This is a genomic window from Kitasatospora sp. NPDC101108, assembly GCF_055584725.1.
In genome coordinates this window covers 108,957-133,132 of the sequence record NZ_JBVJLM010000012.1, presented here as the reverse complement: position 1 = coordinate 133,132, position 24,176 = coordinate 108,957, and the positions used below count along the sequence as shown (strand labels likewise).

Below are 24,176 nucleotides of genomic sequence, written 5' to 3'. Positions count from 1 at the left end.
AACAGATGAGTCGAACTGCACCCAACTGTTCGACGGCGGATGTCCGCATTGCGGACACCAGTCGTTCCGACCTGTGGAGATGCACCTCGACGCCGCCACCGGCTGTCCGGATGGTGGCGGCGTCGAGGGTGCCCGGGGGCGGCCGGGGCCGAGGCGGACGGGCTCAGGCGGGCGCGGCTCAGGCGGGCGGGGCTCAGGCGGGCGGGGCTCAAGCGGTCGCGGCGAGCGGGGTGGCGACCGGCTTCTCCAGGTGCACGAAGCTCAGCCGGCTGCTGACCTGCTCGACGGAGGTCTGCCGGTAGCCCTGGCGGGCGTAGAGCCGCAGGTTGCCGAGGCTGCGGTGGCCGGTGAACAGCCGGTAGGCCGTCACCGGGCGGCTGCCCTCGGCCATCCGGCGCTCCAGCGCCTCCAGGAGCCGGCCGCCCAGACCGTGCCGCTGCATCCGGGGGTGGACCACCAGACGCCCTATCCGGCCGATGCCCTCGGCGTCGACGTGGCCGCGGACGGCGCCCACCACCTCGTCGCCCAGGCGGGCGACCAGGACGTGCTGCTCGGTCAGTTCGGTGCGGAGGCTCTCCAGGGTCTGGGTCAGGGGCTCGATCGCCCAGTCGCCGTACAGCTCCGCCTCGGGCTGGTAGCCCAGGTACTGGAGCTTGAGGATCTGCTCCGCGTCCTCGGCCGCAGCGGCCGAGATGATCACGCTCATGCCCATGTGGAGGGGCCTCCCCAGTCGTCGTGCCCGGCGCGCATAGGGTGACGCGCTCACGCTCAGTATCCGAGCGTATGCGCCACCGTCAAGAGTGACGTTCGCCAGCGTGCTACCCGGGTGTCAGCTTCCCTCAACCTTCGGAGGGGCAGACGTGGCAAGGGTCACGCCGCGGTGGGGGCCGGGGCGGACGTGGCAAGCGGTCAGGCGGGGCGAGACAACGGGCGGGGCGTGCTCAGGGGTAGCGCTCGGCGTGGAGGAGGAGGCGCAGGCAGGCCAGGCAGCGGGAGCGGGTGGGCCCGATGGAGCCGCGCGGCATGCCGAGGCGCTCGGAGAGTTCCCGGTACGTGGGTGGCGGGTCCTCGGCCAGGGCGGCGATCAGCTGGGGGCAGCGGCCGGGCAGGGCGGCGACGGTCTCGCGGACCACGCGGCGGCGGTCCTCGGCGAGGTAGACGTCCTCGGCGGAGGGGACGGCGGGAAGGGGGGTGCACACACCGTGCATGACGGGCCCGGGCGGGGCCGGTTACGCCCGGACCGGGGCGCGCACGCGGGAGGGGCGCGCCGGTCGGCCCGCCGCGCCCCTCCCCCGGCCGCTCCGGGGCTCAGCCCTGGACCCACTCCTGCTGCCGCGCCAGGTCCGCCTTCACCTCGGCGAGCTGGACCGCGACGGCCGAGGGGGCGGTGCCGCCGCGCCCGTTGCGGGCGGCGATGGCGCCGTGCACGCTGAGCACCGAGCGGACCTCGGGGGTCAGGTGCTCGGAGATCGAGGCGAACTGCTCGTCCGTGAGGTCCCCGAGCTCGATGCCCTCGGCCTCGCAGACCTTGACGCAGGCCCCGGCGACCTCGTGCGCGACCCGGAACGGCACGCCCTGCTTGACCAGCCACTCGGCGATGTCGGTGGCGAGCGAGAAGCCCGCCGGGGCCAGCTCCTCCAGCCGCTCCCGGTGCACGGTGAGGGTGGCCATCATCCCGGTGAACGCGGGCAGCAACACCTCCAGCGTGTCGCAGGAGTCGAAGACCGGCTCCTTGTCCTCCTGGAGGTCCCGGTTGTAGGCGAGCGGCAGCGCCTTGAGGGTGGCCAGCAGGCCGGTCAGGTTGCCGATCAGCCGGCCGGACTTGCCGCGGGCGAGCTCGGCGATGTCCGGGTTCTTCTTCTGCGGCATGATCGAGGAGCCGGTGGAGAAGGCGTCGTGCAGGGTGATGAAGCCGAACTCCTTGGTGTTCCAGATGATCACCTCCTCCGCGATCCGGGAGAGGTTGACGCCGATCATGGCGGTGACGAAGGCGAACTCGGCGACGAAGTCCCGCGAGGCGGTGCCGTCGATGGAGTTGCCGGCCGACCCGCCCTCGAAGCCGAGGTCGGCGGCGACCGCCTGCGGGTCGAGGCCGAGCGAGGAGCCGGCCAGCGCACCGGAGCCGTACGGCGAGACGGCGGTGCGGGCGTCCCACTGGCGCAGCCGCTCGGCGTCCCGGCCGAGGGCCTGCACGTGCGCGAGGACGTGGTGGGCGAAGAGCACCGGCTGGGCGTGCTGGAGGTGGGTACGGCCCGGCATCGCGGTGTCCGGGTGCGCCTCGGCGAGGCCGACCAGGGCGTGCTGGAGGTCGAGCAGCAGGCCGCCGATGGTCCTGGCGTGGTCCCGCAGGTACATCCGGAACAGGGTGGCGATCTGGTCGTTCCGCGAGCGCCCGGCCCGCAGCTTGCCGCCGAGGTCGGCGCCGAGACGCTCCAGCAGGCCGCGCTCCAGGGCGGTGTGGACGTCCTCGTCGGCGACGGTGCCGACGAAGGTGCCCGCCTGGACGTCGGCGAGCAGCTGGTCGAGGCCGGCCAGCATGCCGGACAGCTCCTCGTCGGAGAGCAGGCCGGCCTTGTGCAGCACCCGGGCGTGGGCCTTGGAACCGGCGATGTCGTACGGGGCGAGGCGCCAGTCGAAGTGGACGGAGGCCGAGAGCCTGGCCAGCGCCTCGGACGGGCCGTCGGCGAAGCGCGCGCCCCAGAGGCGGACGTCGGAGGACTGCTGGGCGGTCATCGCGGTGGCTCCTTACACTTGTGCAGTGGATGGCATAAGTATGCATGACGCCGTATGAAACACAAAACCCCTGCCGCGGGGCTCCCGCGGCAGGGGTTCGGGGTCGGACGGGGGCTACTGCGCCTTGGCCTGGGCGAGTTGCATGAGGTGGTCGGCCAGCGCCTGGCCGCCGGCCGGGTCGCGGCTGATCAGCAGCACGGTGTCGTCACCGGCGATGGTGCCGATGATCTCGAACACCTCGGCCTGGTCGATCGCCGAGGCGAGGAACTGCGCGGCCCCGGGCGGGGTGCGCAGCACGACCAGGTTGCCGGAGGCCGTGGCGGAGACCATGAGTTCGCCGGCCAGCCGGGCCATCCGGCCCTCGCTGGCCGACTCCCCCATCGGCGCGCGCGGCGTGCGGTCGCCGCCCTCCGCCGGGACGGCGTAGATCAGCGCGCCGTCCCGGTTGCGGATCTTGACCGCGCCCAGCTCGTCCAGGTCCCGGGAGAGGGTGGCCTGGGTGACCACGAGTCCGTCGTCGGCGAGCAGCTTCGCGAGCTGGCTCTGCGAACGCACGGGCTGGCGGGTGAGCAGGTCCACGATCCGCCGGTGGCGCGCGGTGCGGGTCTGCGGGACCTGCGGCGTCGGGCCGGCGGCGGACGGGCCGGAGCGGGAATCGGTCATGTGATTATTCTCCCGGACGACGGTCAACTCGCATCGGCCGGGGCGCTCTCGCGCACCGTCCGGAGGATGCCCGGCAGCGCCGCGAGGAAGGCGTCCGCCTGCTGCTCGGTGAGCACCAGCGGCGGCGTTAGCCGTACGGCGTCCGGGACGGCGGCGTTGACCAGGAAGCCCGCCTGCTGGGCGGCGGCCTGGATCCGGGCGGAGACCGGCTGGGTGAGCACGATGCCGAGCAGCAGTCCGGCCCCGCGCACGTGCGAGACCAGCGGGTCGCCGATCGCCTCGATGCCGTGCCGCAGCCGGTCGCCGATCTTGCGGGTGTGCTCCAGCAGGCCCTCGGACTCGATGGTGTCCAGCACCGCGAGGCCGGCCGCGGCGGCCACCGGGTTGCCGCCGAAGGTGGTGCCGTGCTGGCCCGGGGTGAGCAGTTCGGCGGCCTCGCCGAAGGCCAGGACCGCGCCCATCGGCAGGCCGCCGCCGAGCGCCTTGGCCAGGGTGACGACGTCCGGCTCGACGTCCTCGAAGGCCTGGTGGGCGAACCAGTAGCCGGTGCGGCCGATGCCGGTCTGGATCTCGTCCAGGATCAGCAGGGTGCCGGTGGCCCGGGTGATCGCGCGGGCGGCCGCCAGGTAGCCCTCGGGCAGCGGGATCGCGCCGTTCTCGCCCTGGACCGGCTCCAGGAAGACGGCCGCGGTCTCGGTGGTGACGGCCGCGCGCAGCGCCTCGACGTCGCCGAACGGGACGTGGGTGACGTCCCCGGGCAGCGGGCGGAACGGGTCCTGCTTGGCGGGCTGGCCGGTGAGCGCGAGGGCACCCATCGTCCGGCCGTGGAAGCCGCCCTGGAGGGCGACCAGGTGGGTGCGGCCGGTGCGCCGGCTGATCTTGAAGGCGGCCTCGTTGGCCTCCGCGCCGGAGTTGCAGAAGAACACCCGGCCGCCCTCGCGCCCGTCCAGCCGCAGCAGCCGCTCGGCGAGGGCGATGGTCGGCTCGGCCATGAAGAGGTTGGAGACGTGGCCGAGGGTGGCGATCTGCTTGCTGACGGCCTCGACGACGGCCGGGTGGGCGGTGCCGAGGACGTTGACGGCGATGCCGCCGAGCAGGTCGGTGTACTCCTTGCCGTCCGCGTCCCAGAACGTGGCGCCCTCGCCGCGCACCAGCGGGATCCGGGGGGTGCCGTAGTTGTCGGTGAAGCTGTGCTGCCACCGCTCGGTGAGCTGCTCGTTGTGCGTCATGCCAGTCCCCCGGTCACGGTCGGTTCGTCGTCCGGCACGACCATCGTGCCGATGCCCTCGTCGGTGAAGATCTCCAGCAGCAGGCTGTGCTCCACCCGGCCGTCCAGCACGCGGGCGGTGCCCACGCCGGAGCGGACGGCGCGCAGGCAGCCCTCCATCTTGGGGAGCATGCCGCTGGCCAGACCGGGCAGCAGGGCCTCCAGCTCGCCGGCGCTGAGCTGGCTGATCACGTCGTCGGAGTTCGGCCAGTCCTTGTAGAGGCCCTCGACGTCGGTCAGCACCACCAGCATCTCGGCGCCGAGGGCGACCGCCAGGGCGGAGGCCGCGGTGTCGGCGTTGATGTTGTAGACGTGGCCGTCGGCGCCGCGGGCGATCGAGGAGATGACCGGGATCCGGCCGTCGGCGATCAGCGCCTTCACCGCGCCGGCCTCGATGTTGACGATGTCGCCGACCAGGCCGATGTCGACCTGCTCGCCGTCGACCACCGCGTAGCGCTTGACGGCCGTCATGGTGTGGGCGTCCTCGCCGGTCATGCCGACGGCGAACGGGCCGTGCCCGTTGAGCAGGCCGACCAGCTCGCGCTGGACCTGGCCGGCCAGCACCATCCGGACCACGTCCATGGTCTCGGGGGTGGTGACGCGCAGGCCGTTGGTGAAGTTGGACTCCAGGCCGAGCCTGTCCAGCTGGGCGCTGATCTGCGGGCCGCCGCCGTGCACCACGACGGGGTGCAGTCCGGCGTAGCGGAGGAAGACCACGTCCTGGGCGAAGGCCGCCTTGAGGCTCTCGTCGACCATGGCGTTGCCACCGAACTTGATCACGATGGTCTTGCCGTGGAAGCGCTCCAGCCAGGGCAGCGCCTCGATCAGCGTCATGGCCTTGGGCAACGCGGTGTTGTTGCGGGCCTGTTCGCCCTTGGGTGCGATCTGCACGGGATCCCTCGTCGATGGGGGTCCCCCGGCCGGAGGCTGGGGGAGGATGTCGCGGATCAGCGGACGGGTGGCCGGCGGACCGGCTGTCGGCGGATCAGCTGGAGTAGGCGCTGTTCTCGTGGACGTAGTCGGCCGTGAGGTCGTTGGTCCACAGCGAGGCGCTCGCCGTACCGGCGTTGAGGTTCGCGGTGATGACGACGTCGCGGGCCTTCATGTCCACCAGGTCGCGGTCCTCGCCCACGCCGCCGTCCTTGCACACCCAGACGCCGTTGATGGCCACGTCGAGCCGGTCGGGGTCGAAGGCGGCGCCGGTGGTGCCGATCGCGGACAGCACCCGGCCCCAGTTGGGGTCCTCGCCGTGGATGGCGCACTTGAGCAGGTTGTTGCGGCTGATCGTGCGGGCGACCTCGACGGCCTCGTCCTCGGTGGCGGCGCCCGTGACGTCGATCCGGATGTCCTTGCTGGCGCCCTCGGCGTCGCCGATCAGCTGGCGGGCCAGGTCGGCGCTGACGGTGCGGACGGCCTCGGCGAACTCGGCGCGGTCCGGGGTGATGCCGGTGGCGCCGGAGGCGAGCAGCAGCACGGTGTCGTTGGTCGACATGCAGCCGTCGGAGTCGATCCGGTCGAAGGTGGTGCGGGTGGCGCCGCGCAGCGCCGCGTCCAGCTCGGCGGAGTCCAGATCGGCGTCGGTGGTGAGCACGACCAGCATGGTGGCCAGACTCGGGGCGAGCATGCCCGCGCCCTTGGCCATGCCGCCGACCGTCCAGCCGGCCGGGCTGGTGAACTGGGCGGTCTTGTGCACGGAGTCGGTGGTCTTGATGGCGATCGCGGCGGCCTCCCCACCGGTCTCGCTGAGCTGCCGGGCGGCCAGGGTGACGCCGGGCAGCAGGACGTCCATCGGCAGCCGGACGCCGATCAGGCCGGTGGAGGCGACGGCGACCTCGCCGGCGTTGAGCTCCAGCTCCGCGGCGACGTGCTCCGCGGTGGCGTGGGTGTCCTGGAAGCCGGCCGGGCCGGTGCAGGCGTTGGCGCCACCGGAGTTGAGGACGACGGCGGAGACCTGACCGCCCTTGAGGACCTGCTGGGACCAGAGCACGGGCGCGGCCTTGACCCGGTTGGCGGTGAAGACGCCGGCCGCGGCGAGCGAGGGGCCGTCGTTGACCACCAGGGCGAGGTCCGGGGTGCCGGAGGCCTTGATGCCCGCGGTCACGCCGGCGGCGCGGAAGCCCTTGGCGGCGGTCACGCCGGTGTTCTGGGTGGTCACGGTGCGACTCCGTTCAGCGGAAGGCCCAGCTCCTCGGGGAGGCCGAGGGCGATGTTCATGCTCTGCACCGCGCCGCCCGCGGTGCCCTTGACGAGGTTGTCGATCGCGCTGATCGCGATGATCCGCCCGGCGGCGGCGTCCAGGGCGACCTGGACCAGGGCGGTGTTGGCGCCGTAGACGCTGCTGGTCTGCGGCCACTGCCCCTCGGGCAGCAGGTGGACGAAGGGCTCGTCCCCGTACGCCTCGGCGTAGGCGGCGCGCAGGCTCTCGGCGCTCACGCCCGGCTTCGCCTTGGCGGAGCAGGTGGCGAGGATGCCGCGCGGCATCGGGACGAGGGTGGGGGTGAAGGAGACGGTCACCGGCTCGCCGGCCACCGGGGTGAGGTTCTGCACCATCTCCGGGGTGTGCCGGTGCACGCCGCCGACGCCGTACGGGCTGACGCTGCCCATGACCTCACTGCCGAGCAGGTGCGGCTTGGCGGCCTTGCCGGCGCCGGAGGTGCCGGACGCGGCGACCACCACGGCCTCCGGTTCGGCGAGCCGGGAGGCGTACGCCGGGAACAGCGCGAGGGAGACGGCCGTCGGGTAGCAGCCGGGCACGGCGATCCGGTTGGTGCCCTTCAACGCGGCGCGGTGGCCGGGAAGTTCGGGCAGGCCGTAGGGCCAGGTGCCGGCGTGGGAGGTGCCGTAGAACTGCTCCCAGTCGGTGGCGGCCTTGAGCCGGAAGTCGGCGCCGCAGTCGATCACCAGGACGTTCTGGCCGAGGGCCTCGGCGACGGCGGCGGACTGGCCGTGCGGCAGCGCCAGGAACACCACGTCGTGGTCGGCCAGCACCTCGGGGGTGGTGGGCTGGAGGACGCGGTCGGCCAGCGGGATCAGGTGCGGCTGGAGCTCACCGAGCCTGCTGCCCGCGTTCGAGCCGCCGGTCAGCGCCCCGATCTCCACCTCGGGGTGGCCGAGCAGCAGTCGCAGCACCTCGCCGCCCGCGTATCCGCTCGCGCCGGCGACGGCGACTCGCAATGCCATGGCGTTCCTCCTTCGTTGTGGCATGAATATACGCGGGAGGGAAAATCCATGCAAGGCTGGGCGTCGGACTCCCTGGGCCGGCATCAGGGGTCGCGGATCGGAGTGACCGTCGTGGACCGGCCCGGGGACCGTGGTGGGCGGCCGGTGGCGGGAGTTCGAGGAGCGGACCGGCCCCCACCGACCGGGCCGGGTGGCCACCGAGGCGCAGCGACGCGGCCAGGGCGCGGCCGGGGCGCGGCCGGGGCGCGCTGCCGGCCGGGGCCGCCACGCGCTACCGCTTGACCGCGCGCAGCACCACGAACTTGGGGTTCCCGGCGACGAGTTCGCAGTTGCCGAACAGCTTGCGCAGCTTCACGTGGTACCCGAGGTGCCGGTTGCCGACCACCCAGAGCTCGCCGCCGGGCCGCAGCGCCCGCCGGGCACCGGTGAACATCCGCCAGGCGGTGGCGTCGGTGGTGGCCTGGTGGGAGTGGAACGGCGGGTTGTTGAGCACCAGGTCCACCGAACCGGCCGCGAACACCGCCGGGTCGAGCGCGTCGGCGGTGCGGAACTCGGCCGGGGCGTCCGGGCCCAGGTTGGTGCGGAAGGTCTCCTCGGCGGAGGCCACCGCCTGGTGGGACTCGTCCACGAACACCAGTTCGGCGCCCGGCCCGGCCAGCGCGGCGGCCGTGCCGACCACGCCGTTGCCGCAGCCGAGGTCGACCACCCGGTCACCGGGGGCGGGGGTGGGCAGGTGGGCCAGGAAGAAGCGGGTGCCGATGTCGAGCCGCTCGGCGCAGAAGGTGCCCGCGTGGTTGACCACCGTCCGGCCGGCGGCCGGGCCGATGTCCGGCGGCAGTGCGTAGCGGTGCGGCCACGGGCTGGGACCGGGGGCGAGCGCCGGGTCGGGGGTGCAGAAGATCAGCCGGGCCTTGCGGACGGCCAGCGAGGTGCGCGTGGGGCCGAGGACCTTCTCGAACAGCTGCAGGGTGGAGGTGTGGATCTCGGTCACCATGCCGGTGCCGACCACGACGGTTCCGGGGTGGATCGCCGGGGCGAGCCGGTGCAGCTGGTCCTCCAGCAGGGCCAGGCTCTTGGGGACGCGCACCAGCAGGACGTCGATCCGCTCCGGCGGGGTGTCCCGGGTGGTAAGCAGCCGGGTCTCGTCGACGGCGGCGCCGGCCCGGGCGAGGTTCTCCCGGGTGGCCTGCCGGCCGAGGTGGGAGTCGGTGATCTGGACCGGCTCGTACGGCGCCAGCGCGGTGGCGAGCGCGCCCCAGCGGTCGCCGAGGACGGCGATCCGGCGGCCGGCCAGCTCGGTCGGGACGCCGTCGGCACTGTCGGCCTCTCCGGCGAGGTGGCGCAGCAGGTACTCGTCGGCCGCGTCCCAGGCCCGCAGCCGCTCGCGCGGATCCACCGGGAACCGGGTGAGGTCGAGGGCGCCCCAGGGCGTCGCGAACGAGGTGGCCGGCGCGGGCCCGGCGGACGTGGTCTGCGGATTCATCGTGTTCTCAGGCTATCCGAAGCCCACCGGGGAAGGGTTCGGGCAGATACTGGAAGTGCCCGACCGAGAGGGGTGAGGGCGATGGACTGGAAACTCGAAGTCGTGGTGCTCCCGGTGGCGGACGTGGACCGCGCGAAGCTCTTCTACGAGGAGCAGGCCGGCTTCACCGTGGACCACGACACACGGCTGCGCGACGGGGTCCGGGTGGTCCAACTGACTCCCCCGGGTTCGCGCTGCTCGATCGTGGTCGGCACGGGGGTGATCGACGCGGCGCCCGGCTCGGTGAAGGGGCTCCAGCTGGTGGTCGCCGACATCGAGAAGGCGCACGCGGAACTGGCGGCGCGCGGCGTGGAGGTCAGCCCCGTCCAGCACTTCGTGGCGGGGACACGGATGAACGGGCACGGCGAGGCCTGGAACAACTTCGTGTTCTTCAACGACCCGGACGGCAACGGCTGGGCCGTCCAGGAGGCGCCCGCCGCCGCTTAGCAAGCGGCTCGGAACAGCTCGGCACGGCTCCGCGTGGGAGGCGGCTCGGGGCGGGGCTGGGAACGCGGCTGGGGACGCGGCTTGGGTAGGCTCCGGGGATGGCTGAACACGAGGGAAGCGTGCGGGTGGACGTCTGGATCTGGTCCGTCCGCCTGGCCAAGACGCGCTCGCTGGCGGCGGCCGCCTGCAAGGCCGGCCACGTACGGGTGAACGGCGAGCGGGCCAAGCCCGCCCAGACCCTCAAGCCGGGGGACGAGGTCCGGGTCCGCGAGGAGGGCTACGAGCGGGTCGTCGAGGTGCGCAAGTTGATCCGCAAGCGGGTCGGGGCCCCGGTCGCGGCGGAGTGCCTGGTCGACAACAGCCCGCCGCGACCGCCGCGCGAACTCACGGCGCCGGTCTTCGAGCGGGACCGCGGCGCGGGGCGTCCGACCAAGCGGGAGCGCCGCGACCTGGACCAGCTGCGCCGACGGTAGCCGGCCGCGGCCCTCAGGCCGCCACGGTGTCGGTGAGCACCCGGGCCAGGAAGGCGTCGAGGTTGAGCACCGTACGGGCGACCTGATCCTCCAGCGGCAGCGACTCGTCGGGGCGGGTGACCAGGGTGGACTTCTTCAGGCCGCGGACGTAGAGCGAACAGGCCAGGTCCGCGCAGATGTACGTGCCGACGGTGTTGCCCTCGCGCCCGGCGGCCCCGGCCCGGCGGGCGGCCAGCAGCGCCACGCCCGACCCGGCGTGCGCGGTGATGCACAGCGAGCACACGTTGGTCTTGGTCAGACTGCGCCGGATCGTCGGCGAGCGCAGCGTCACCCCGACCAGCTCGCCCCCGTACGGCGCCACCAGGTAGGCCCGGTCGGGCGCGCCCTGGTCCCGCCAGCCGAGGAAGTCCAGGCTCTCCCAGGGCAGTTCGGCCAGACCCCGGGGCAGGTTGAGCCGACGGGCCTCGCCCTTGGAGCAGTTGACGAAGGACGCGCGGATCTCCGGATCGCTGAGGGGTTCCATGGCGCGGAAGCTAGCACCGCCCGTTGGGCCCTGTCGCGTCAATTTCGCCCGGTACGCACCGGGTGGGCGGCCTGCAGCGCGAGCCGCCGCGGGGCGTCCTCGCCGATCCGGGTGAGCAGGTCGTCCAGGGCGAGGAAGGCCTCCCAGCGCTCCCGGCCGGTGGCCTCGGCGAGCCGGTCGACCACGAGATCCTCCAGGTCCTGGACACGCTGGTTCTTCCAGGCCTTGTCGGCCAGGCTGACCAGCAGTTCCTCGGTGGTGGTGCCGGGTTCGCCCCAGCTCGCGTGGCTGCGGGCGAAGCGGGCCAGCGGCTCGGCGACGCCGTGGGCCAGCAGCAGGGCGTGGCCCGCGGGTTCGTGCGCGGAGCCGGGCCCGGAGAGTTCTTCCGGATGGACGGCCTTGCCGATGTCGTGGGTGGCGGCGCCGAAGCGGACGGCCTCGCGGTCGAGGGTGAGGCCCTCGGCGGCGCAGAACTCGGCGATCCGCTCGGCGACTTGGTGCACGAGCGCGAGGTGGGCGACCAGTCTGGGCGGGGCGTCGACGGCCCGCAGCAGCTCGGCGGCGGCCGGTGGCAGGGGCGGGAGCGGCGGCAGTGCGGTGGTCACGCCGCAGGGTATCCGGGCCGGTACGGGATTGTCAGTGCTCGCCCGTAGCCTGCGAAGGCCGGTCCCGGCGCCGGAGGGGGGCGCCGGGACCGGCCACGGGTCAGGGCCGGACGCCCTTACGGCTTCACGTCCTCACGGCTCCGCGCTCGCACGGCTCCACGTCCGCACGGGTCACGTCCTCACGGCTCCACGTCCTCACGCCTTGACCGCGACGCCCGCGTACGCGGAGACGTCCTGCCAGCCCTCCGGCAGCTCGGCGGTGCGGACGTGCCCCGCGACCGGGCGCCAGAGCGGCAGTTGGACGAGCCCGGGGCCGACGAACTCGAAGTCGCCGAAGAAGGGTTCGACGGCCGCCCGGGGCCGCAGCACCAGCGGGGCGCTGGCGCTCCGGTAGATCCGGGTGCCCTCGGCGGCGCTCTCGCGGGAGGCGAAGTCGGGGCTGCCGTGAGAGAGGATCAGTGCGCTGCCGGGGGCGAGCGCGTCGCGCAGGGTGCGGACGATCCGCTCGGCGCCCTCCTCGTCGCGGATGAAGTGCAGCACCGCGACGAGCATCAGCGCGACGGGCTGGGAGAGGTCGACGGCGGCGGCCAGCGCGGGGTGGCCGAGGATCGCCTCCGGGTCGCGCAGGTCGGCCTCGATGACCGAGGTGTGCCCGGCCGGGTGGCCGGCCAGCAGGGCGCGGGCGTGGGTGGCGACGATCGGGTCGTTGTCCACGTAGACGACCCGGGCGTCCGGGGCGACCCGCTGGGCGACCTCGCTGGTGGAGCCCACGGCCGGGATCCCGGTGCCGATGTCGACGAACTGGCGGATCCCCCGGCCCGCCGCGAACTCGACGGCCCGGCCGAGGAACTGCCGGTTGGTGCGGGCCAGCAGCGGCAGCGCCGGGTAGGCGGCTATCGCGGCCTGGGCGGCCTTGCGGTCCGCCTCGAAGTTGTCCTTGCCGCCCAGGTAGTAGTCGTACATCCGGGCGGTGTGCGGGATGCCGGTGTCGAGCTCGCTCGGCGGCTGCCAGTCGTCGGCTCTGGCCCACTCCCAGCCGGTGCGGGTGTCCCGGTCGACGGCCGCGGTGTCCTCGTGCATCCTGTTCCGCCCCCAATGCGCAATGCCGGAATATGCCTACTGCCCCGTAACACGTGGTGCGCGGCGATCGTATCCAAGGACCCGCCTTGGAAACAGCGGGAGTTCAGGTTTACGCAACACCCGCGAAAGAGAGTGTGTGCACGTCAAAGCCACGAACGGCGGCACCGGATCGCCTGGCGGTGCCGCGCTCTCTATGCTGGCTGCCGATGACTGCCGACCGCCGCACCGTACTGCGCACCGCCGCCAAGCTGGCCGCCCTGTCCGCCTCCGGCGGACTCCTCACGTCCTGCGGCAGCCGCACGCCCCGCCGCGCCGAGCCCGGGGCGGCGCTCGCCGCGCACCCCGGCAGTTTCGACCCCCAGCACACCACCGACCCGGCCTGGAACGGCGGCGAGGGGCCCTCCCCCGCCGCGGCCTCTCCGGCGCCCACCGCCACGGCGACCCCCGCCACCGCCCAGGCCTCCGCCCCGCCGACCCCTCCGGTGCTGCCGCCGCTGGCCGCCGGCACGCCGTACGAGGTGGTGCACGGGCCGCGCACCGCCAAGAACGTGGCGCTCACCTGCCACGGGAGCGGCGACCCGAAGCTCGCCACCGCCCTGCTGGAGGCCGCCGAGCAGCACGGCGCCAGGCTGACCGTGATGGTGGTCGGCAGCTGGCTGGACCAGCAGCCGCAGATGGTCCGGCGGATCCTGGACGCCGGCCACGAGCTGGGCAACCACACCCAGAACCACCTCAACATCTCGGCGATGACCCCGAATCAGGCCCGCGCCGAGATCGCCCAGTGCGCCGACCGGCTGAAGGCGCTGACCGGCTCGATCGGCCGCTGGTTCCGCCCCTCCGCCGCGCAGTACGCCACCTCGATGGTGGCCGAGCAGGCCAAGGCCGTCGGCTACGAGCACGTGCTGTCCTTCGACGTCGACCCGCGCGACTACAACGACCCGACCGCCGCCGAGCTGCAGCGCCGGGTGCTGACCGCGGTGCGCGGCGGCTCGGTGGTGGCCCTGCACATGGGCCACCAGTGCACCATCGACGCACTGCCGGCGATCCTGGACGGGCTGGCCAAGGCGGGGCTCAAGCCGGTCACCGCCAGCCAGCTGTGCGCCTGAGCGGCCGGGCGAACCGGGCGGCCGGGCGAACCGGGCGGCCGGGCGCCGACCCGGTCAGACCAGCGGGTCGTCCTCCTTGTACGGGCGCAGCCGCAGCGTCCGGGCGTCCGACGTCCGGATCTGCTCGGCCCGCTGGACCAGCTCCTCCAGGTCGTCCCGCCCGGCGTGGATGAACCGCCCGTGCAGCGCGTCGAAGCGGCCCCGGGCGGCGTCCACGGTGACCGCGACCATGTACGGGATGGAGCCCCAGGCCTTCATGTCCCGGAACATCGGCATCCCGGCGGTCATGTCGGTGGCCACCGCGCCGGGGCTGATGTCGAGGACCACGACGTCGTGCCGGGCCAGCGAGTCCGCCATGTTGTCGGACAGCTGGAGCAGCGCGCCCTTGGAGGTGGCGTACGCGGTGTAGTTGCCGTCCGGGCGCAGCGCGAACCCGGAGTTGAGGTTGACCACCCGGCCGCTGCGGCGGGCGACCATGCCGGGCAGGACGCAGCGCAGCAGGTTGTAGGGGCCGCGCAGGTTGGTCTCGACCACCTGCCACCACTGGCTGGGGTCGGTCTCCCACAGCGGCACCTCCTCCCGGTCGACCAGGCCGGCGTTGTTGACCAGCAGGTCGGTCGGACCGAGGTCGCGCTCGATCAGCCGGACCGCCTCGCGCACCGAGCCGTGGCGGCAGACGTCGGCGGTAACGGCGACACCCCGGGAGCCGTGCTTGACGCACTCCTTGAGGGTGGCGGTCAGCGTGTCGTGGGTACGGCCGACCAGACCGACGGCCATGCCCTCGGCGGCCAGCCCGATGGCGATCTCCCGGCCGATGCCGCGGCCGGCGCCGGTGACCAGGGCGACCTGTCCTGTGAGCGATCCCGTCGGCACCGTGTGCTCCCTTCCCGTCCCCGGCCCCCGTCTGCGGCATTCTGTCGGGCGCCGGGCGGCGGGGGCCCCGGGTACACGCGCGGGCGGCGCGGCCTCACCCGTTCGGAGGGCCCGTCCGCCCGGCGCCGCGCCGGGGAGCGCACCGGGGAGCGCGCCGGCACTGCGCCGGGGAGGGGGTGACCTACTCGCCGGTACGGAGTAGTAACGTCGTCGGGGCGGTGACCGGTGCACCCATTCCGGTACACCGACCCGTTGACCAGCAGCTCGCTGGGCCACCAGTCCGCTGGGCGACCCCCAGCACCACCGAAGGGCAACTGAGTGAGTGACATCGCGCGCGTCGGAGTAGTCGGCTGCGGACTCATGGGGTCGGGCATCGCCGAGGTCTTCGCCCGGGCCGGGCTGGACGTCATGGTGTCGGAGGCCAGCGGTGAGGCGCTGGAGTTCGGCCGCACCCGGTTGACCAACTCCCTGGAGACGGCGGTCAAGCGCGGCAAGCTGACCCCGGAGCAGCGGGACGAGGCGCTGGCCCGGCTGTCCTTCACCGTCGACCTGTCCGACTTCGCCGACCGCGACCTGGTGGTCGAGGCGGTCGCCGAGCGCGAGGACGTCAAGGTCAAGATCTTCGAGACCCTGGACCGGGTGATCGAGCGCCGCGACGCGATCCTGGCCTCCAACACCTCCTCGATCCCGATCGTGAAGCTGGCCGCCGCCACCTCCCGCCCGGAGCAGGTCATCGGCCTGCACTTCTTCAACCCGGCGCCGGTGCAGAAGCTGGTCGAGGTCATCCCGACCCTGACCACCTCGGCCGCCACCACCGAGCGGGTCGAGACCTTCGCCTCCCAGGTGCTCGCCAAGGAGCCGATCCGCGCCCGCGACCGGGCCGGCTTCGTGGTGAACGCGCTGCTCGTGCCGTACCTGCTCTCCGCGGTGCGGATGTTCGAGTCGGGCGTGGCCACCGCCTCCGACATCGACAAGGGCATGGAGGCCGGCTGCGCCCACCCGATGGGCCCGCTGCGGCTGTGCGACCTGATCGGCCTGGACACCATCGTGTCGATCGCCGAGTCGATGTACGACGAGTACAAGGAGCCGCTGTACGCCGCTCCGCCGCTGCTGTCCCGGATGGTCGACGCCGGTCTGCTGGGCCGCAAGTCGGGCCGCGGCTTCTACGACTACACCGCGAGCGCCTGACGTTCGACGACGAGGGCGCGGCCGCACCGGTTCGGTGCGGCCGCGCCCTCGTCGGTTCCCCGGTGGCCCGGGCTACTTGACGCCGGCCTCCGCGCAGACGTCCTGGTACTGCTGGGTGCAGATGTCGGCCGCCTTGTAGAGCCCGCCGGCGACGACGGTGGCCTCCACCCTCGACTTGGTCACCACGATCGGGGTGAGCAGCAGCGAGGGGATGTGCAGGCCGCCGCTGTCCGTGGACGAGGTCGCGGTGGTGCTGATGTCCATGCCCTCGGCCAGCTGGACGGCGATGGTGCCCGCCGCGTCCGTCTCGGGCTTGTACGGCTTGTAGATGGTGTAGGCCTGCTCGCCCGTGAGCACCCGGCGGATCGCGTCGATGGAGGCGTCCTGGCCGCCCACCGGCACGTTCTTGATGCCCGCGGTCTTCAGGGCCTCGATGACGGCGGCGGCCATCCCGTCGTTCGCGGCGTAGACGGCCTGGATCCCGTTCTTGCCGAGGCTCTGGATGGCCTCGTTCGTCTTCGCCGTGGCCACGTCCGGCTTCCACTCGCCGGACTGCTCGTAGGCGATCTTGACCTTGCCGTCCAGCGCCAGGTGCGCGCCCGTCCTGAACTGCGCCGCGTTGGGGTCGGACTCGGCGCCGTCGATCATCACGACGTTGGCCGAGGAGGCCTTCGGGCCGAGGGCGTCGAGCAGGGACTGGCCCTGGAGCTGGCCGGTCCGCTGGTTGTCGAAGGAGACGTACGCGGCGACCTTGCCCTCGGCCAGCCGGTCGTAGGCGACGACCTTCACGCCCTTGGCGTCGGCGGCGTCCACCCACGGGGCGGTGAGCTTGGCGTCGACCGGGTCGAGCAGGATGACCTTCACGCCCTTGGCGACCAGGTCGTCGAACTGCTTCTTCTGGACCTTCGCGTCGCCGCCCGCGTTGGCGTAGCTCACCGTGCACTTCGTGCAGAGGCCCGCCACCGTCTGCTCGATCAGCGGCTTGTCGAACGCGTCGTACCGGGTGGAGGATGCGCTCTCCGGCAGTAGCAGACCGATGCCCTCGCTGCCTCCGCCGGCCGCCGCCGGCGTCTGGGTCTGGGGCGCTGCGCTCTGGCCGCAGGCCGAGAGGACGAGGGCGAGCGACACGGCGGCCGTGCCCGCGGCCGCGAGACGCATGGGTCTGATCATGATCGGTGGTGCCTCCTGTGCTGCGCCGCGACTCTGCGGCAGAGGAGGGAGTCAAACCCCACCGGGCGAACGAGTCAATGCGGGAGGGATCCTTCGTTATCCTCCTGCTCGATTCGTTACGGGATGAACAGGACTTTCACATTCCCTTGGGTATTTCGCGGGGGGGGAGGGCTGAATGCCGTTGCGGCGGGAGACCGGGACGGACGGCCTCCCGCCACTGCCGCGGCCCGGGCGTCAGCTGTCGATGCTGTAGCTGTCGCCGTAGACCTTCCACTTGAGCGGCGGATTGAGGTCGAAGTTCCTGGCGTTGAGGAACACCAGCTGCTCGGTGTCGACCCGGCTGGTGTCGGAGTGCGCGGCCTCCTTCTTCATGGCCACCTTGCGGGCGTCCAGGAAGGCCTTGAGGTAGGTGGCCTCGTCGCCGCCCTGGGCGGGCGTCCTCGCCTTCTTCATGGCGGCGGCGCGGATGCCGCCGAAGCTGTCGGAGCTGTTGCCCGGGCCGTGCATCACGATGGCGTCGTAGTAGGCGAACTGGCCGAGCGCGCGCAGGCCGTCGGCCTTGGCCTGGTCGACGGCGGGGTTGAAGTACACCCGGTCGCGCTCGTCGTTCTGGGCCTGCTGGAAGGCCGGGTCCTTGGCGGCGGTGGCCCAGTCCCTGGTGAAGGCGGTGCCGAGGCCGGCGTGCGAGTCGCTGCCGTTGACCTTCTTGAGCGCGGGCAGGTACTTGGCGAGGACGTTGCCGGGCTTGAGGTCGGTGTAGTGCTGGACCAGGTCCAGCATGTCGCCGGTGCCCGAGCAGAAGCCGATGATGCCGGCGGTGTAGCCGCGGCCGTCACCGATGTCCTCGATGTACTTGTACTGGGCCTTCCAGTCCAGCGAGGAGTTCTCCGCGCTGGACACCAGCTGCATCGCGATGTCCTTCTTGTGCGGGTCGTCGAGGCCGGCCCCCTGGAGCCGGACGGACGCCGCGGCCGCGGGGGCGGCCTGGGCGGCCGAGGTGGCCGCGACGGTGAGGGGCGCGGCCACCAGGGCGGCGGCGAGGGCCAGGCGGAGGGCACGACGGGGCTGAGGGCGCATGGATGCTCCGGTTCCTCGTAGGTTAGGAAACCTTCCTAACGAGAAGCAAACGCCCCGAAGTCCCGACCCCGCAAGGGATTTGACGGATTCGCTTCAAGCCAATGTGAACGGCCCAGGTCAGGCCGCCCGGCGCCGCACCCACCAGACCGCCGCCGCGCACAGCGCCACGGCGAGCAGGGTCGTCCAGCCGAACTCGATCCACTGGAACGGCCAGAACCGGTCGGCCGGCTGGTACACCTCGTGCACGGTGTAGCCGCCGTCGCGCACCAGGGACTGGAGGTGGGCGTAGTCGCCGCCGAGGTGGTAGAGGTCGGCCTCGGAGATGCGGTTCCCGGCCGGGTCCGAGTACCAGACGCTCAACACCCAGCGGTCGTCCACCGCCAGGGACGTCATGGTGTGCACCGGCTCCTCCAGCGGTGCCATGTAGTGCGAGCGCACGGCCTCGGAGAGGAACGGCAGGGCGACCGAGGCCGCCAGACCGAGGCCCACCGCGAGCACGGTGCGGCGCAGCACCGCGCCGGCCAGCGCCGCGACCCCGAAGGCCACCAGCACCCGGCCGATCAGCACCGGCGACGCCTGCACGAAGAGGTCCGGGTGGAACTGTCCGCCCATGAGTGCCAGCGGCGCGCTCCACCAGCGCAGCACCAGCCCGAACAGCGCCGCCACCACCGCCAGCACCGCACCGCCCAGAACCAGGCCGCCCGCCGTCCAGCGGGTCCGCCCGGCCCCCTGGGTCCAGGCGAAGCGCACCGTGCCGTGCTCGAACTCCCGCGCCAGCAGCGGGCCGCCGAGGAACGCGCCGAACACGCCGCCGAGGACGTAGGCCACGCTGCCGAGCATCGGCATGCTGTCGGCGTACTGGTGCAGGTACCGCTTGAACGTGGCCACACAGGCGGCGTCGGCCGGATCGCAGGAGCCCGCGCCCGTGCGGTCCAGGCCGTCGTGCAGGTACCAGCCGTGCAACAGCAGGACGAGCGAGACCGCTCCCATCACCGCGAGCAGGGTCAGCAGCGCCGGCCGGTGCCGCAGCCCGGCGGCGCGCAGCACGGCGGAGCGGGGCGGGGCGAGGGTGGTCGAACTCATGACAGCACCTTCTGGTTCGTAGCCTGCTGGTTCGTACGGACGGCCCCGCGCGGGCCGGGCAGGGCGGAGGCGGTCGGCTCGCGCAGGTAGGCGAGCACCAACTCCTCCAGGCCGATGCGCTGTTGGCGCCAGCCGTCGGAGACCGGGGCGTCCACGCCGCCGGTGCGGACCAGCAGGTGCGACTGGCTGCCGGCCCGGCGGTCGCGGACCACCGGCAGGCGCTCGGCGACCGCGTCCGCCCCGGCGGTCGGGCCGGTGAGCATCCGGTGGCCGGCCAGCAGGTCGTCCACCTCCCCCGACACCTGGACCCGGCCGCCCGTCAGCACCACCAGGTAGTCGCAGCTCTGCTCCAGCTCGTTGACGGCGTGCGAGGAGAACACCACCGAGAGGCCGTCCTCGGCCACCGCGGTGAGCAGCACGGACATGAAGTCGTGCCGGGCGAGCGGGTCGAGCGCGGCCAACGGCTCGTCGAGGAGCAGGAGTTCGGGGCGCTTGGCGAGGGCCAGGGCGAGCGAGACCTGGGCCTGCTGGCCGCCGGAGAGCCGGCCGTACTTGCGCTCCAGCGGGATGCCGAGGCCGTCCAGGTGGTCGCGCGCCCGGGCGTCGTCCCAGCGCCGGTTGAGGTGGCGGCCGATCGCGAGCAGGTCGCGCACGGGCAGGCCGGGGTAGAGGGCGGCGTTCTGGGCGACGAAGCCGATCCGGTCCAGGGCCCGCGGTGAGCCCGGGAGTTGGTCGCCGAGGACGGTCATCGCGCCCTCGCTCGGCAGGGTGAGGCCGGCGGCCAGGCTGAGCAGCGTGGTCTTTCCGGCACCGTTCGGCCCCACCAGGGCCACCACGTGGCCGGCCGGGACGGCGAGGTGGCAGTCCCGAAGCGCCCAGGAGCGGCGGTAGCGCTTGCCGATCCCGCCGCAGTCGATCACCGTGTCCGTCGCCATCACGCCACCACCCCGTCGCGGCCCTCGCGCAGGTCGCGCAGCGCGTCCTCGAACACCGCGACCATCCCCCCTTCGTCCAGCCCGGCGGCCCGCGCCGAGCGCATCCAGTCCAGCAACCCCCGCCGCAGCGCGGCCCGTTCGCGCAGCGGCACCACTCCGGCGGGCAGCCCGCGCACGAAGGTGCCCTGGCCGCGCCGGCCGGCCGCCAGGCCGCGGTGCTCCAGCTCCCGGTAGGCCTTGAGCACGGTGTTGGGGTTGATCGCCAGCCCGGCGACCACCTCGCGCACCCGGGGCAGCCGGTCCCCCTCCGCCAACCAGCCCATCCGCAGCGCCTGTTCGACCTGCTGCACGAGCTGCAGATAGGTCGGGACACCGGAGGCCGGATCCAGGCGGAACTCGATCGGGGAGGGCTGGTCGGCGCCTTTATCTAGTTCCATAGTTAATGAGTTAAGTGGAGATGGTGACGGCTTGTCAATCCGGGAAAGCCGAAGGGCCCCGCCCGGACCGAGGTGGTCCGGGCGGGGCCCTTTCGCAGGCCCTGCCGAGAGGGGTCAGGCCCCGCGCAGCACCGCGCCGGTGCGGCTGACGGCCTCGGCGACGGCCGCCTCGCGGGCGGCGGTGGCCTCGTCGGCGGTCAGCGTGCGGTCGGCGGCACGGAAGCGCAGCGCGTAGGCCAGCGACTTCTTGCCCTCGCCGACCTGCTCACCGGTGAACACGTCGAACAGCCGGATGGCCTCCAGCAGTTCGCCCGCGCCCGCGCGCAGCGCGGCCTCGACCTCGGCGGCCGGGACGGCGGTGTCGACGATCAGCGCGACGTCCTGGGTGGCCACCGGGAAGCCGGAGACCGCCGGGCCGCTGACCTTCTCCGGGCCGTCCGCCGTCAGCAGGTCGATGTCGACCTCCATCGCCGCCGCACGGGCCGGCAGCCCGAGCGCCTTGACCACGCGCGGGTGCAGCTCACCGGCGTGGCCGACCACCCGGTCGGTGCCGGCCACGACCAGCTCGGCGCAGCGGCCCGGGTGCCAGGGCGCCAGCTGGCCCTGGCGGACGGTCAGCTCGACGCCGGCCGCGCGGGCCACCGTGCGGGCCGCCTCGACGGCGTCCGCCCAGGAGGCCTGGGCGCCCTTGCCCCACCAGCCGGAGGGCAGCCGCTCGCCCGCGAGGGCGACCGCGACCCGGCGCGGCTGGTCCGGCAGCGCGGCGTCCAGCGCGGCCAGCTCCTCGTCGCTCGGCCGGTGGTCGACGGCCGGGCGCGGGGCCACGGTCAGCTCGTCCTTCGGCAGGAACACGGTGCCGGTCTCGTAGATCGCCAGGTCGGTGTTGCCCCGGCCGATGTTGCGGCGCAGCGCGCCGAGCAGGCCCGGGAGCAGCGTGGTGCGCAGCGACGGTTCCTCGTCGTTGAGCGGGTTGACCAGCTTGACCGTACGGCGGCGGCGGTCGTCCGGCTCCAGGCCGAGTGCCTCGAAGGCGGCCTCGCCGAGGAACGGGTAGTTGTTGACCTCGACGTAACCGGCCCCGGCCAGCGCGACGCCGATCCGGCGGTGGATCCGCTGGGCCTCGGTCAGGCCCTTGCCCGGCGGCACGTTCGGCATCCGGGCGGGGACGTTGTCGTAGCCCTCCAGCCGGATGACCTCCTCGGCGAGGTCGTACGGGTCGGTCAGGTCGGGCCGCCAGGTCGGCGGGGTGACCTCCAGGACGTCGGCGCCCGCGACCGAGCAGCCGATCTCCTGCAGCCGCCGGGTGACGGTCTCGCGGCCGTAGGCGGTGCCGGCGACCCGGTCGGGCAGGTCGGCGGCGATGGTGATGGTGCGCACCGGGTGCGGGGCCGCGATGTCGGTGACCCCGGCCTCGGCGGTGCCGCCGGCGATCAGCACCAGCAGGTCGACGGCGCGCTGCGCGGCGGCGCGGGCGGCCTCCGGGTCGACGCCGCGCTCGAAGCGCTTGGACGCCTCGGAGGGCAGCTTGTGCCGCTTGGCGGTGCGGGCGATGGAGACCGGGTCGAAGTGCGCGGCCTCGATGATCACCTCGGTGGTGCCCGGACCGGCGGCCGGGTCGAGGATCTCGGTGGAGGCGCCGCCCATCACACCGGCCAGGCCGATCGGGCCGCTGTTGTCGCAGATCAGCAGGTCCTCGGCGGCCAGCTTGCGCTCGACGCCGTCCAGGGTGGTGAGGGTCTCGCCCTCGACCGCCCGGCGGACCGTGATCGGGCCGTCCACCCGCTGCTTGTCGTACGCGTGCAGCGGCTGGCCGACCTCCAGCATCACGTAGTTGGTGATGTCGACGGTCAGCGAGATCGGGCGGATGCCCGCCTTCTGCAGGCGGCGCTGCAGCCAGATCGGGGACTTGGCGTTCGGGTCGACGCCGACGACCGTGCGGGCCACGAAGCGGTCGCAGCCGGCCGGGTCGTCGACCTTGACCAGGTAGCCGAAGGAGTTGGCCGGCGGCACGTCCAGCAGCGCCGGGTCCGCCAGCGGCAGCCCGTACGCGGCGGCGGCCTCACGGGCCACGCCGCGCATGGACAGGCAGTAGCCGCGGTCCGGGGTGACGGCGATGTCCAGCACCTCGTCGACCAGCTGGAGCAGCTCGATGGCGTCGGTGCCGGGCTCGTACTCCGGCGGGAGCACGATGATGCCGTTGTGGTCGTCGCCCATGCCCAGCTCGCGGGCGGAGCAGATCATGCCGGCCGAGGTGTGGCCGTAGGTCTTGCGGGCCGAGATCGGGAACGGGCCGGGCAGGACGGCGCCCGGGAGCACGACCACGACCTTGTCGCCGACCGCGAAGTTGGTCGCACCGCAGACGATCTCCTGCGGCTCGCCGGTGCCGTTGGCGTCGCCGACGTTGACGAAGCAGTGCCGGATCGGCTTCTTGAAGCCGGACAGCTCTTCGATGGACAGCACCTCGCCGACCACCAGCGGGCCCTTGAGGTCGACGCCGATCTGCTCGACGGTCTCGACCTCCAGGCCGGCCCGGACCAGCCGCTCGGCCACGTCACGGCCGGTCTCGCCCGCGGGCAGATCGACGTACTCGCGCAGCCAGGAAAGCGGGACGCGCATCAGATCTCCATCCCGAACGGGAGGGTGAAACGCACGTCACCCTCGACCATGTCGCGCATGTCGGCGACGTTGTGACGATTCATCAGGATCCGCTCCAGGCCGAGGCCGAAGGCGAAGCCGCTGTAGCGGTTCGGGTCCACGCCGCAGGCGACCAGCACCCGGGGGTTGACCACGCCGCAGCCGCCGAGCTCGATCCAGCCCTCGGAGGAGCAGGTGCGGCACGGGCGGTCCGGGTTGCCGACGCTCTCGCCGCGGCACACGAAGCACTGCAGGTCGATCTCGGCGCTCGGCTCGGTGAACGGGAAGTACGACGGGCGCCAGCGCAGCTCCAGGCCGCCGCCGATCAGCTTCTCGACCAGCACCTCGATGGTGCCCTTGAGGTCGGCGAAGGTGATGCCCTCGTCGACGGCGAGGCCCTCGACCTGGCGGAACACCGGGGTGTGGGTGGCGTCCAGCTCGTCGGTCCGGTAGACCCGGCCCGGGCAGACCACGTAGACGGGGGGCTCGCGGTCGAGCATGGTGCGGGCCTGGACCGGGGAGGTCTGGGTGCGCAGCACCACGCCGGAGTCGGCGGAACCGTCCGGGGCCTGGACGAAGAAGGTGTCCTGCATCGAGCGGGCCGGGTGGTCCGGGCCCAGGTTGAGGGCGTCGAAGTTCAGCCACTCGGCCTCGACCTCGGGGCCCTCGGCGACCTGGTAGCCCATCGCGACGAAGGTGTCCTCGATGCGCTCGGCCAGCGTGGTCAGCGGGTGCCGGGCGCCGCGCGGGGCGCGGTCGTAGGGCAGGGTGACGTCCACCGCCTCCTCGACCAGCACGCGGGCGTCCCGCTCCGCCTCCAGCTCGCCCTGCCGCTTGGCCAGGGCCTGGTTGACGGCTCCGCGGGCCTGGCCGATCAGCTTGCCCGCGGCGGCCTTGGCGTGCGGCGGGAGGGCGCCGATCTCGCGGTTGGCGAGCGAGAGCGCGGAGCGGTCGCCGGTGTGGGCGACCTTGGCCTGCTTCAGCTCGTCGAGCGTGGTGGCGGCGGCGAAGGCGGCGACGGCCTCGTCCCGCGCCTGCTCCACCACCTCGGGCTTGAGGGCCTCGACCTCGACCGGGTCGTACGACTTGTTGGGTGCCGACATCTCTATCTTTCCCGTGCTCCTGCTCGTCCGTGCTCAGGTGTGTGGGCTCGCCTTCGCGTCACGCCCGGCGGGGCCGG

Annotated in this window: 24 protein-coding genes; 4 read left to right on the top strand and 20 right to left on the bottom strand. The window is 73.1% G+C overall.

Features of this window, described 5'->3' with window-relative positions:
* Positions 1-208 precede the first annotated feature (208 nt).
* From ACZ6Z8_RS25165 to ACZ6Z8_RS25125, 9 genes are all read right to left on the bottom strand, one after another.
* Complete coding sequence (locus ACZ6Z8_RS25165) at positions 209-712, bottom strand: GNAT family N-acetyltransferase (protein ID WP_465612324.1); 504 nt, start codon at positions 710-712, stop codon at positions 209-211.
* A gap of 229 nt (positions 713-941) precedes the next feature.
* Positions 942-1,199 (bottom strand): sigma-70 RNA polymerase sigma factor region 4 domain-containing protein, encoded by a 258-nt coding sequence (locus ACZ6Z8_RS25160; RefSeq protein ID WP_465612323.1) that lies wholly within the window; start codon positions 1,197-1,199, stop codon positions 942-944.
* A gap of 109 nt (positions 1,200-1,308) precedes the next feature.
* On the bottom strand, positions 1,309-2,733 hold the full coding sequence (gene argH / locus ACZ6Z8_RS25155; protein WP_465612322.1) for an argininosuccinate lyase: 1,425 nt from the start codon (positions 2,731-2,733) through the stop codon (positions 1,309-1,311).
* 114 nt (positions 2,734-2,847) lie between these two features.
* Positions 2,848-3,396 carry an arginine repressor gene (locus tag ACZ6Z8_RS25150; RefSeq protein WP_270148298.1) on the bottom strand — a complete coding sequence of 183 codons (549 nt, stop codon included), beginning with the start codon at positions 3,394-3,396 and terminating at the stop codon, positions 2,848-2,850.
* Positions 3,397-3,419: 23 nt separating this feature from the next.
* A complete protein-coding gene (locus ACZ6Z8_RS25145; protein WP_465612321.1) occupies positions 3,420-4,625 on the bottom strand; it encodes an acetylornithine transaminase in 1,206 nt (401 codons plus the stop codon).
* Complete coding sequence (argB, locus tag ACZ6Z8_RS25140) at positions 4,622-5,497, bottom strand: acetylglutamate kinase (protein WP_465612416.1); 876 nt, start codon at positions 5,495-5,497, stop codon at positions 4,622-4,624. Before argB ends, ACZ6Z8_RS25145 begins: the two co-directional genes overlap by 4 nt.
* Before the next feature lie 151 nt (positions 5,498-5,648).
* Complete coding sequence (gene argJ / locus ACZ6Z8_RS25135; RefSeq protein WP_465612320.1) at positions 5,649-6,818, bottom strand: bifunctional glutamate N-acetyltransferase/amino-acid acetyltransferase ArgJ; 1,170 nt, start codon at positions 6,816-6,818, stop codon at positions 5,649-5,651.
* Positions 6,815-7,843 (bottom strand): N-acetyl-gamma-glutamyl-phosphate reductase, encoded by a 1,029-nt coding sequence (argC, locus tag ACZ6Z8_RS25130; RefSeq protein ID WP_465612319.1) that lies wholly within the window; start codon positions 7,841-7,843, stop codon positions 6,815-6,817. Before argC ends, argJ begins: the two co-directional genes overlap by 4 nt.
* Before the next feature lie 271 nt (positions 7,844-8,114).
* Positions 8,115-9,326, bottom strand: coding sequence for a methyltransferase (locus ACZ6Z8_RS25125; RefSeq protein WP_465612318.1), 1,212 nt, complete (start codon positions 9,324-9,326; stop codon positions 8,115-8,117).
* 81 nt (positions 9,327-9,407) lie between these two features.
* Here ACZ6Z8_RS25125 and ACZ6Z8_RS25120 point away from each other — a divergent pair, with 81 nt between their 5' ends.
* Positions 9,408-9,812, top strand: coding sequence for a VOC family protein (locus ACZ6Z8_RS25120; protein ID WP_465612317.1), 405 nt, complete (start codon positions 9,408-9,410; stop codon positions 9,810-9,812).
* 98 nt (positions 9,813-9,910) lie between these two features.
* The gene (locus ACZ6Z8_RS25115) at positions 9,911-10,285 is read left to right on the top strand and encodes an RNA-binding S4 domain-containing protein (RefSeq protein ID WP_402816353.1); all 375 of its coding nucleotides are present in this window, start codon (positions 9,911-9,913) and stop codon (positions 10,283-10,285) included.
* 13 nt (positions 10,286-10,298) lie between these two features.
* Here the strand turns inward: ACZ6Z8_RS25115 and ACZ6Z8_RS25110 are convergent, their stop codons facing one another.
* The 3 genes from ACZ6Z8_RS25110 to ACZ6Z8_RS25100 form a co-directional block, all read right to left on the bottom strand.
* Positions 10,299-10,808, bottom strand: a complete 510-nt coding sequence (locus tag ACZ6Z8_RS25110) for an FBP domain-containing protein (RefSeq protein WP_465612316.1) — start codon at positions 10,806-10,808, stop codon at positions 10,299-10,301.
* Between the two features lie 38 nt (positions 10,809-10,846).
* Positions 10,847-11,413: an HD domain-containing protein gene (locus ACZ6Z8_RS25105; protein ID WP_465612315.1), complete on the bottom strand. Its 567-nt coding sequence runs from the start codon at positions 11,411-11,413 to the stop codon at positions 10,847-10,849.
* A gap of 195 nt (positions 11,414-11,608) precedes the next feature.
* Positions 11,609-12,493, bottom strand: coding sequence for an SAM-dependent methyltransferase (locus tag ACZ6Z8_RS25100; RefSeq protein WP_465612314.1), 885 nt, complete (start codon positions 12,491-12,493; stop codon positions 11,609-11,611).
* A 206-nt stretch (positions 12,494-12,699) separates the two neighbouring features.
* On the opposite strand from ACZ6Z8_RS25100, the gene ACZ6Z8_RS25095 reads away from it, so the two are divergent.
* A complete protein-coding gene (locus ACZ6Z8_RS25095) occupies positions 12,700-13,599 on the top strand; it encodes a polysaccharide deacetylase family protein (RefSeq protein ID WP_465612313.1) in 900 nt (299 codons plus the stop codon).
* A 54-nt stretch (positions 13,600-13,653) separates the two neighbouring features.
* Here ACZ6Z8_RS25095 and ACZ6Z8_RS25090 read toward each other — a convergent pair whose 3' ends face one another.
* Positions 13,654-14,472, bottom strand: a complete 819-nt coding sequence (locus ACZ6Z8_RS25090) for an SDR family NAD(P)-dependent oxidoreductase (protein ID WP_465612312.1) — start codon at positions 14,470-14,472, stop codon at positions 13,654-13,656.
* Positions 14,473-14,790: 318 nt separating this feature from the next.
* On the opposite strand from ACZ6Z8_RS25090, the gene ACZ6Z8_RS25085 reads away from it, so the two are divergent.
* Entirely contained in the window at positions 14,791-15,660 is an 870-nt protein-coding gene (locus ACZ6Z8_RS25085) for a 3-hydroxybutyryl-CoA dehydrogenase (protein ID WP_465612311.1), read from the top strand.
* Between the two features lie 72 nt (positions 15,661-15,732).
* Here the strand turns inward: ACZ6Z8_RS25085 and ACZ6Z8_RS25080 are convergent, their stop codons facing one another.
* The 7 genes from ACZ6Z8_RS25080 to pheS form a co-directional block, all read right to left on the bottom strand.
* Positions 15,733-16,818 (bottom strand): substrate-binding domain-containing protein, encoded by a 1,086-nt coding sequence (locus ACZ6Z8_RS25080; RefSeq protein WP_465612310.1) that lies wholly within the window; start codon positions 16,816-16,818, stop codon positions 15,733-15,735.
* 246 nt (positions 16,819-17,064) lie between these two features.
* A complete protein-coding gene (locus ACZ6Z8_RS25075; protein WP_465612309.1) occupies positions 17,065-17,907 on the bottom strand; it encodes a chitosanase in 843 nt (280 codons plus the stop codon).
* Positions 17,908-18,024: 117 nt separating this feature from the next.
* The gene (locus tag ACZ6Z8_RS25070) at positions 18,025-18,990 is read right to left on the bottom strand and encodes a hypothetical protein (RefSeq protein WP_465612308.1); all 966 of its coding nucleotides are present in this window, start codon (positions 18,988-18,990) and stop codon (positions 18,025-18,027) included.
* The gene (locus ACZ6Z8_RS25065) at positions 18,987-19,925 is read right to left on the bottom strand and encodes an ATP-binding cassette domain-containing protein (RefSeq protein ID WP_465612307.1); all 939 of its coding nucleotides are present in this window, start codon (positions 19,923-19,925) and stop codon (positions 18,987-18,989) included. The genes ACZ6Z8_RS25070 and ACZ6Z8_RS25065 overlap by 4 nt, the downstream gene beginning before the upstream one ends.
* A complete protein-coding gene (locus tag ACZ6Z8_RS25060) occupies positions 19,925-20,362 on the bottom strand; it encodes a GntR family transcriptional regulator (RefSeq protein WP_270148273.1) in 438 nt (145 codons plus the stop codon). The genes ACZ6Z8_RS25065 and ACZ6Z8_RS25060 overlap by 1 nt, the downstream gene beginning before the upstream one ends.
* A 114-nt stretch (positions 20,363-20,476) precedes the next feature.
* Positions 20,477-22,978: a phenylalanine--tRNA ligase subunit beta gene (gene pheT, locus ACZ6Z8_RS25055; protein WP_465612306.1), complete on the bottom strand. Its 2,502-nt coding sequence runs from the start codon at positions 22,976-22,978 to the stop codon at positions 20,477-20,479.
* Positions 22,978-24,099: a phenylalanine--tRNA ligase subunit alpha gene (gene pheS / locus ACZ6Z8_RS25050; RefSeq protein WP_402816340.1), complete on the bottom strand. Its 1,122-nt coding sequence runs from the start codon at positions 24,097-24,099 to the stop codon at positions 22,978-22,980. Before pheS ends, pheT begins: the two co-directional genes overlap by 1 nt.
* Between the last annotated feature and the right edge of the window lie 77 nt (positions 24,100-24,176).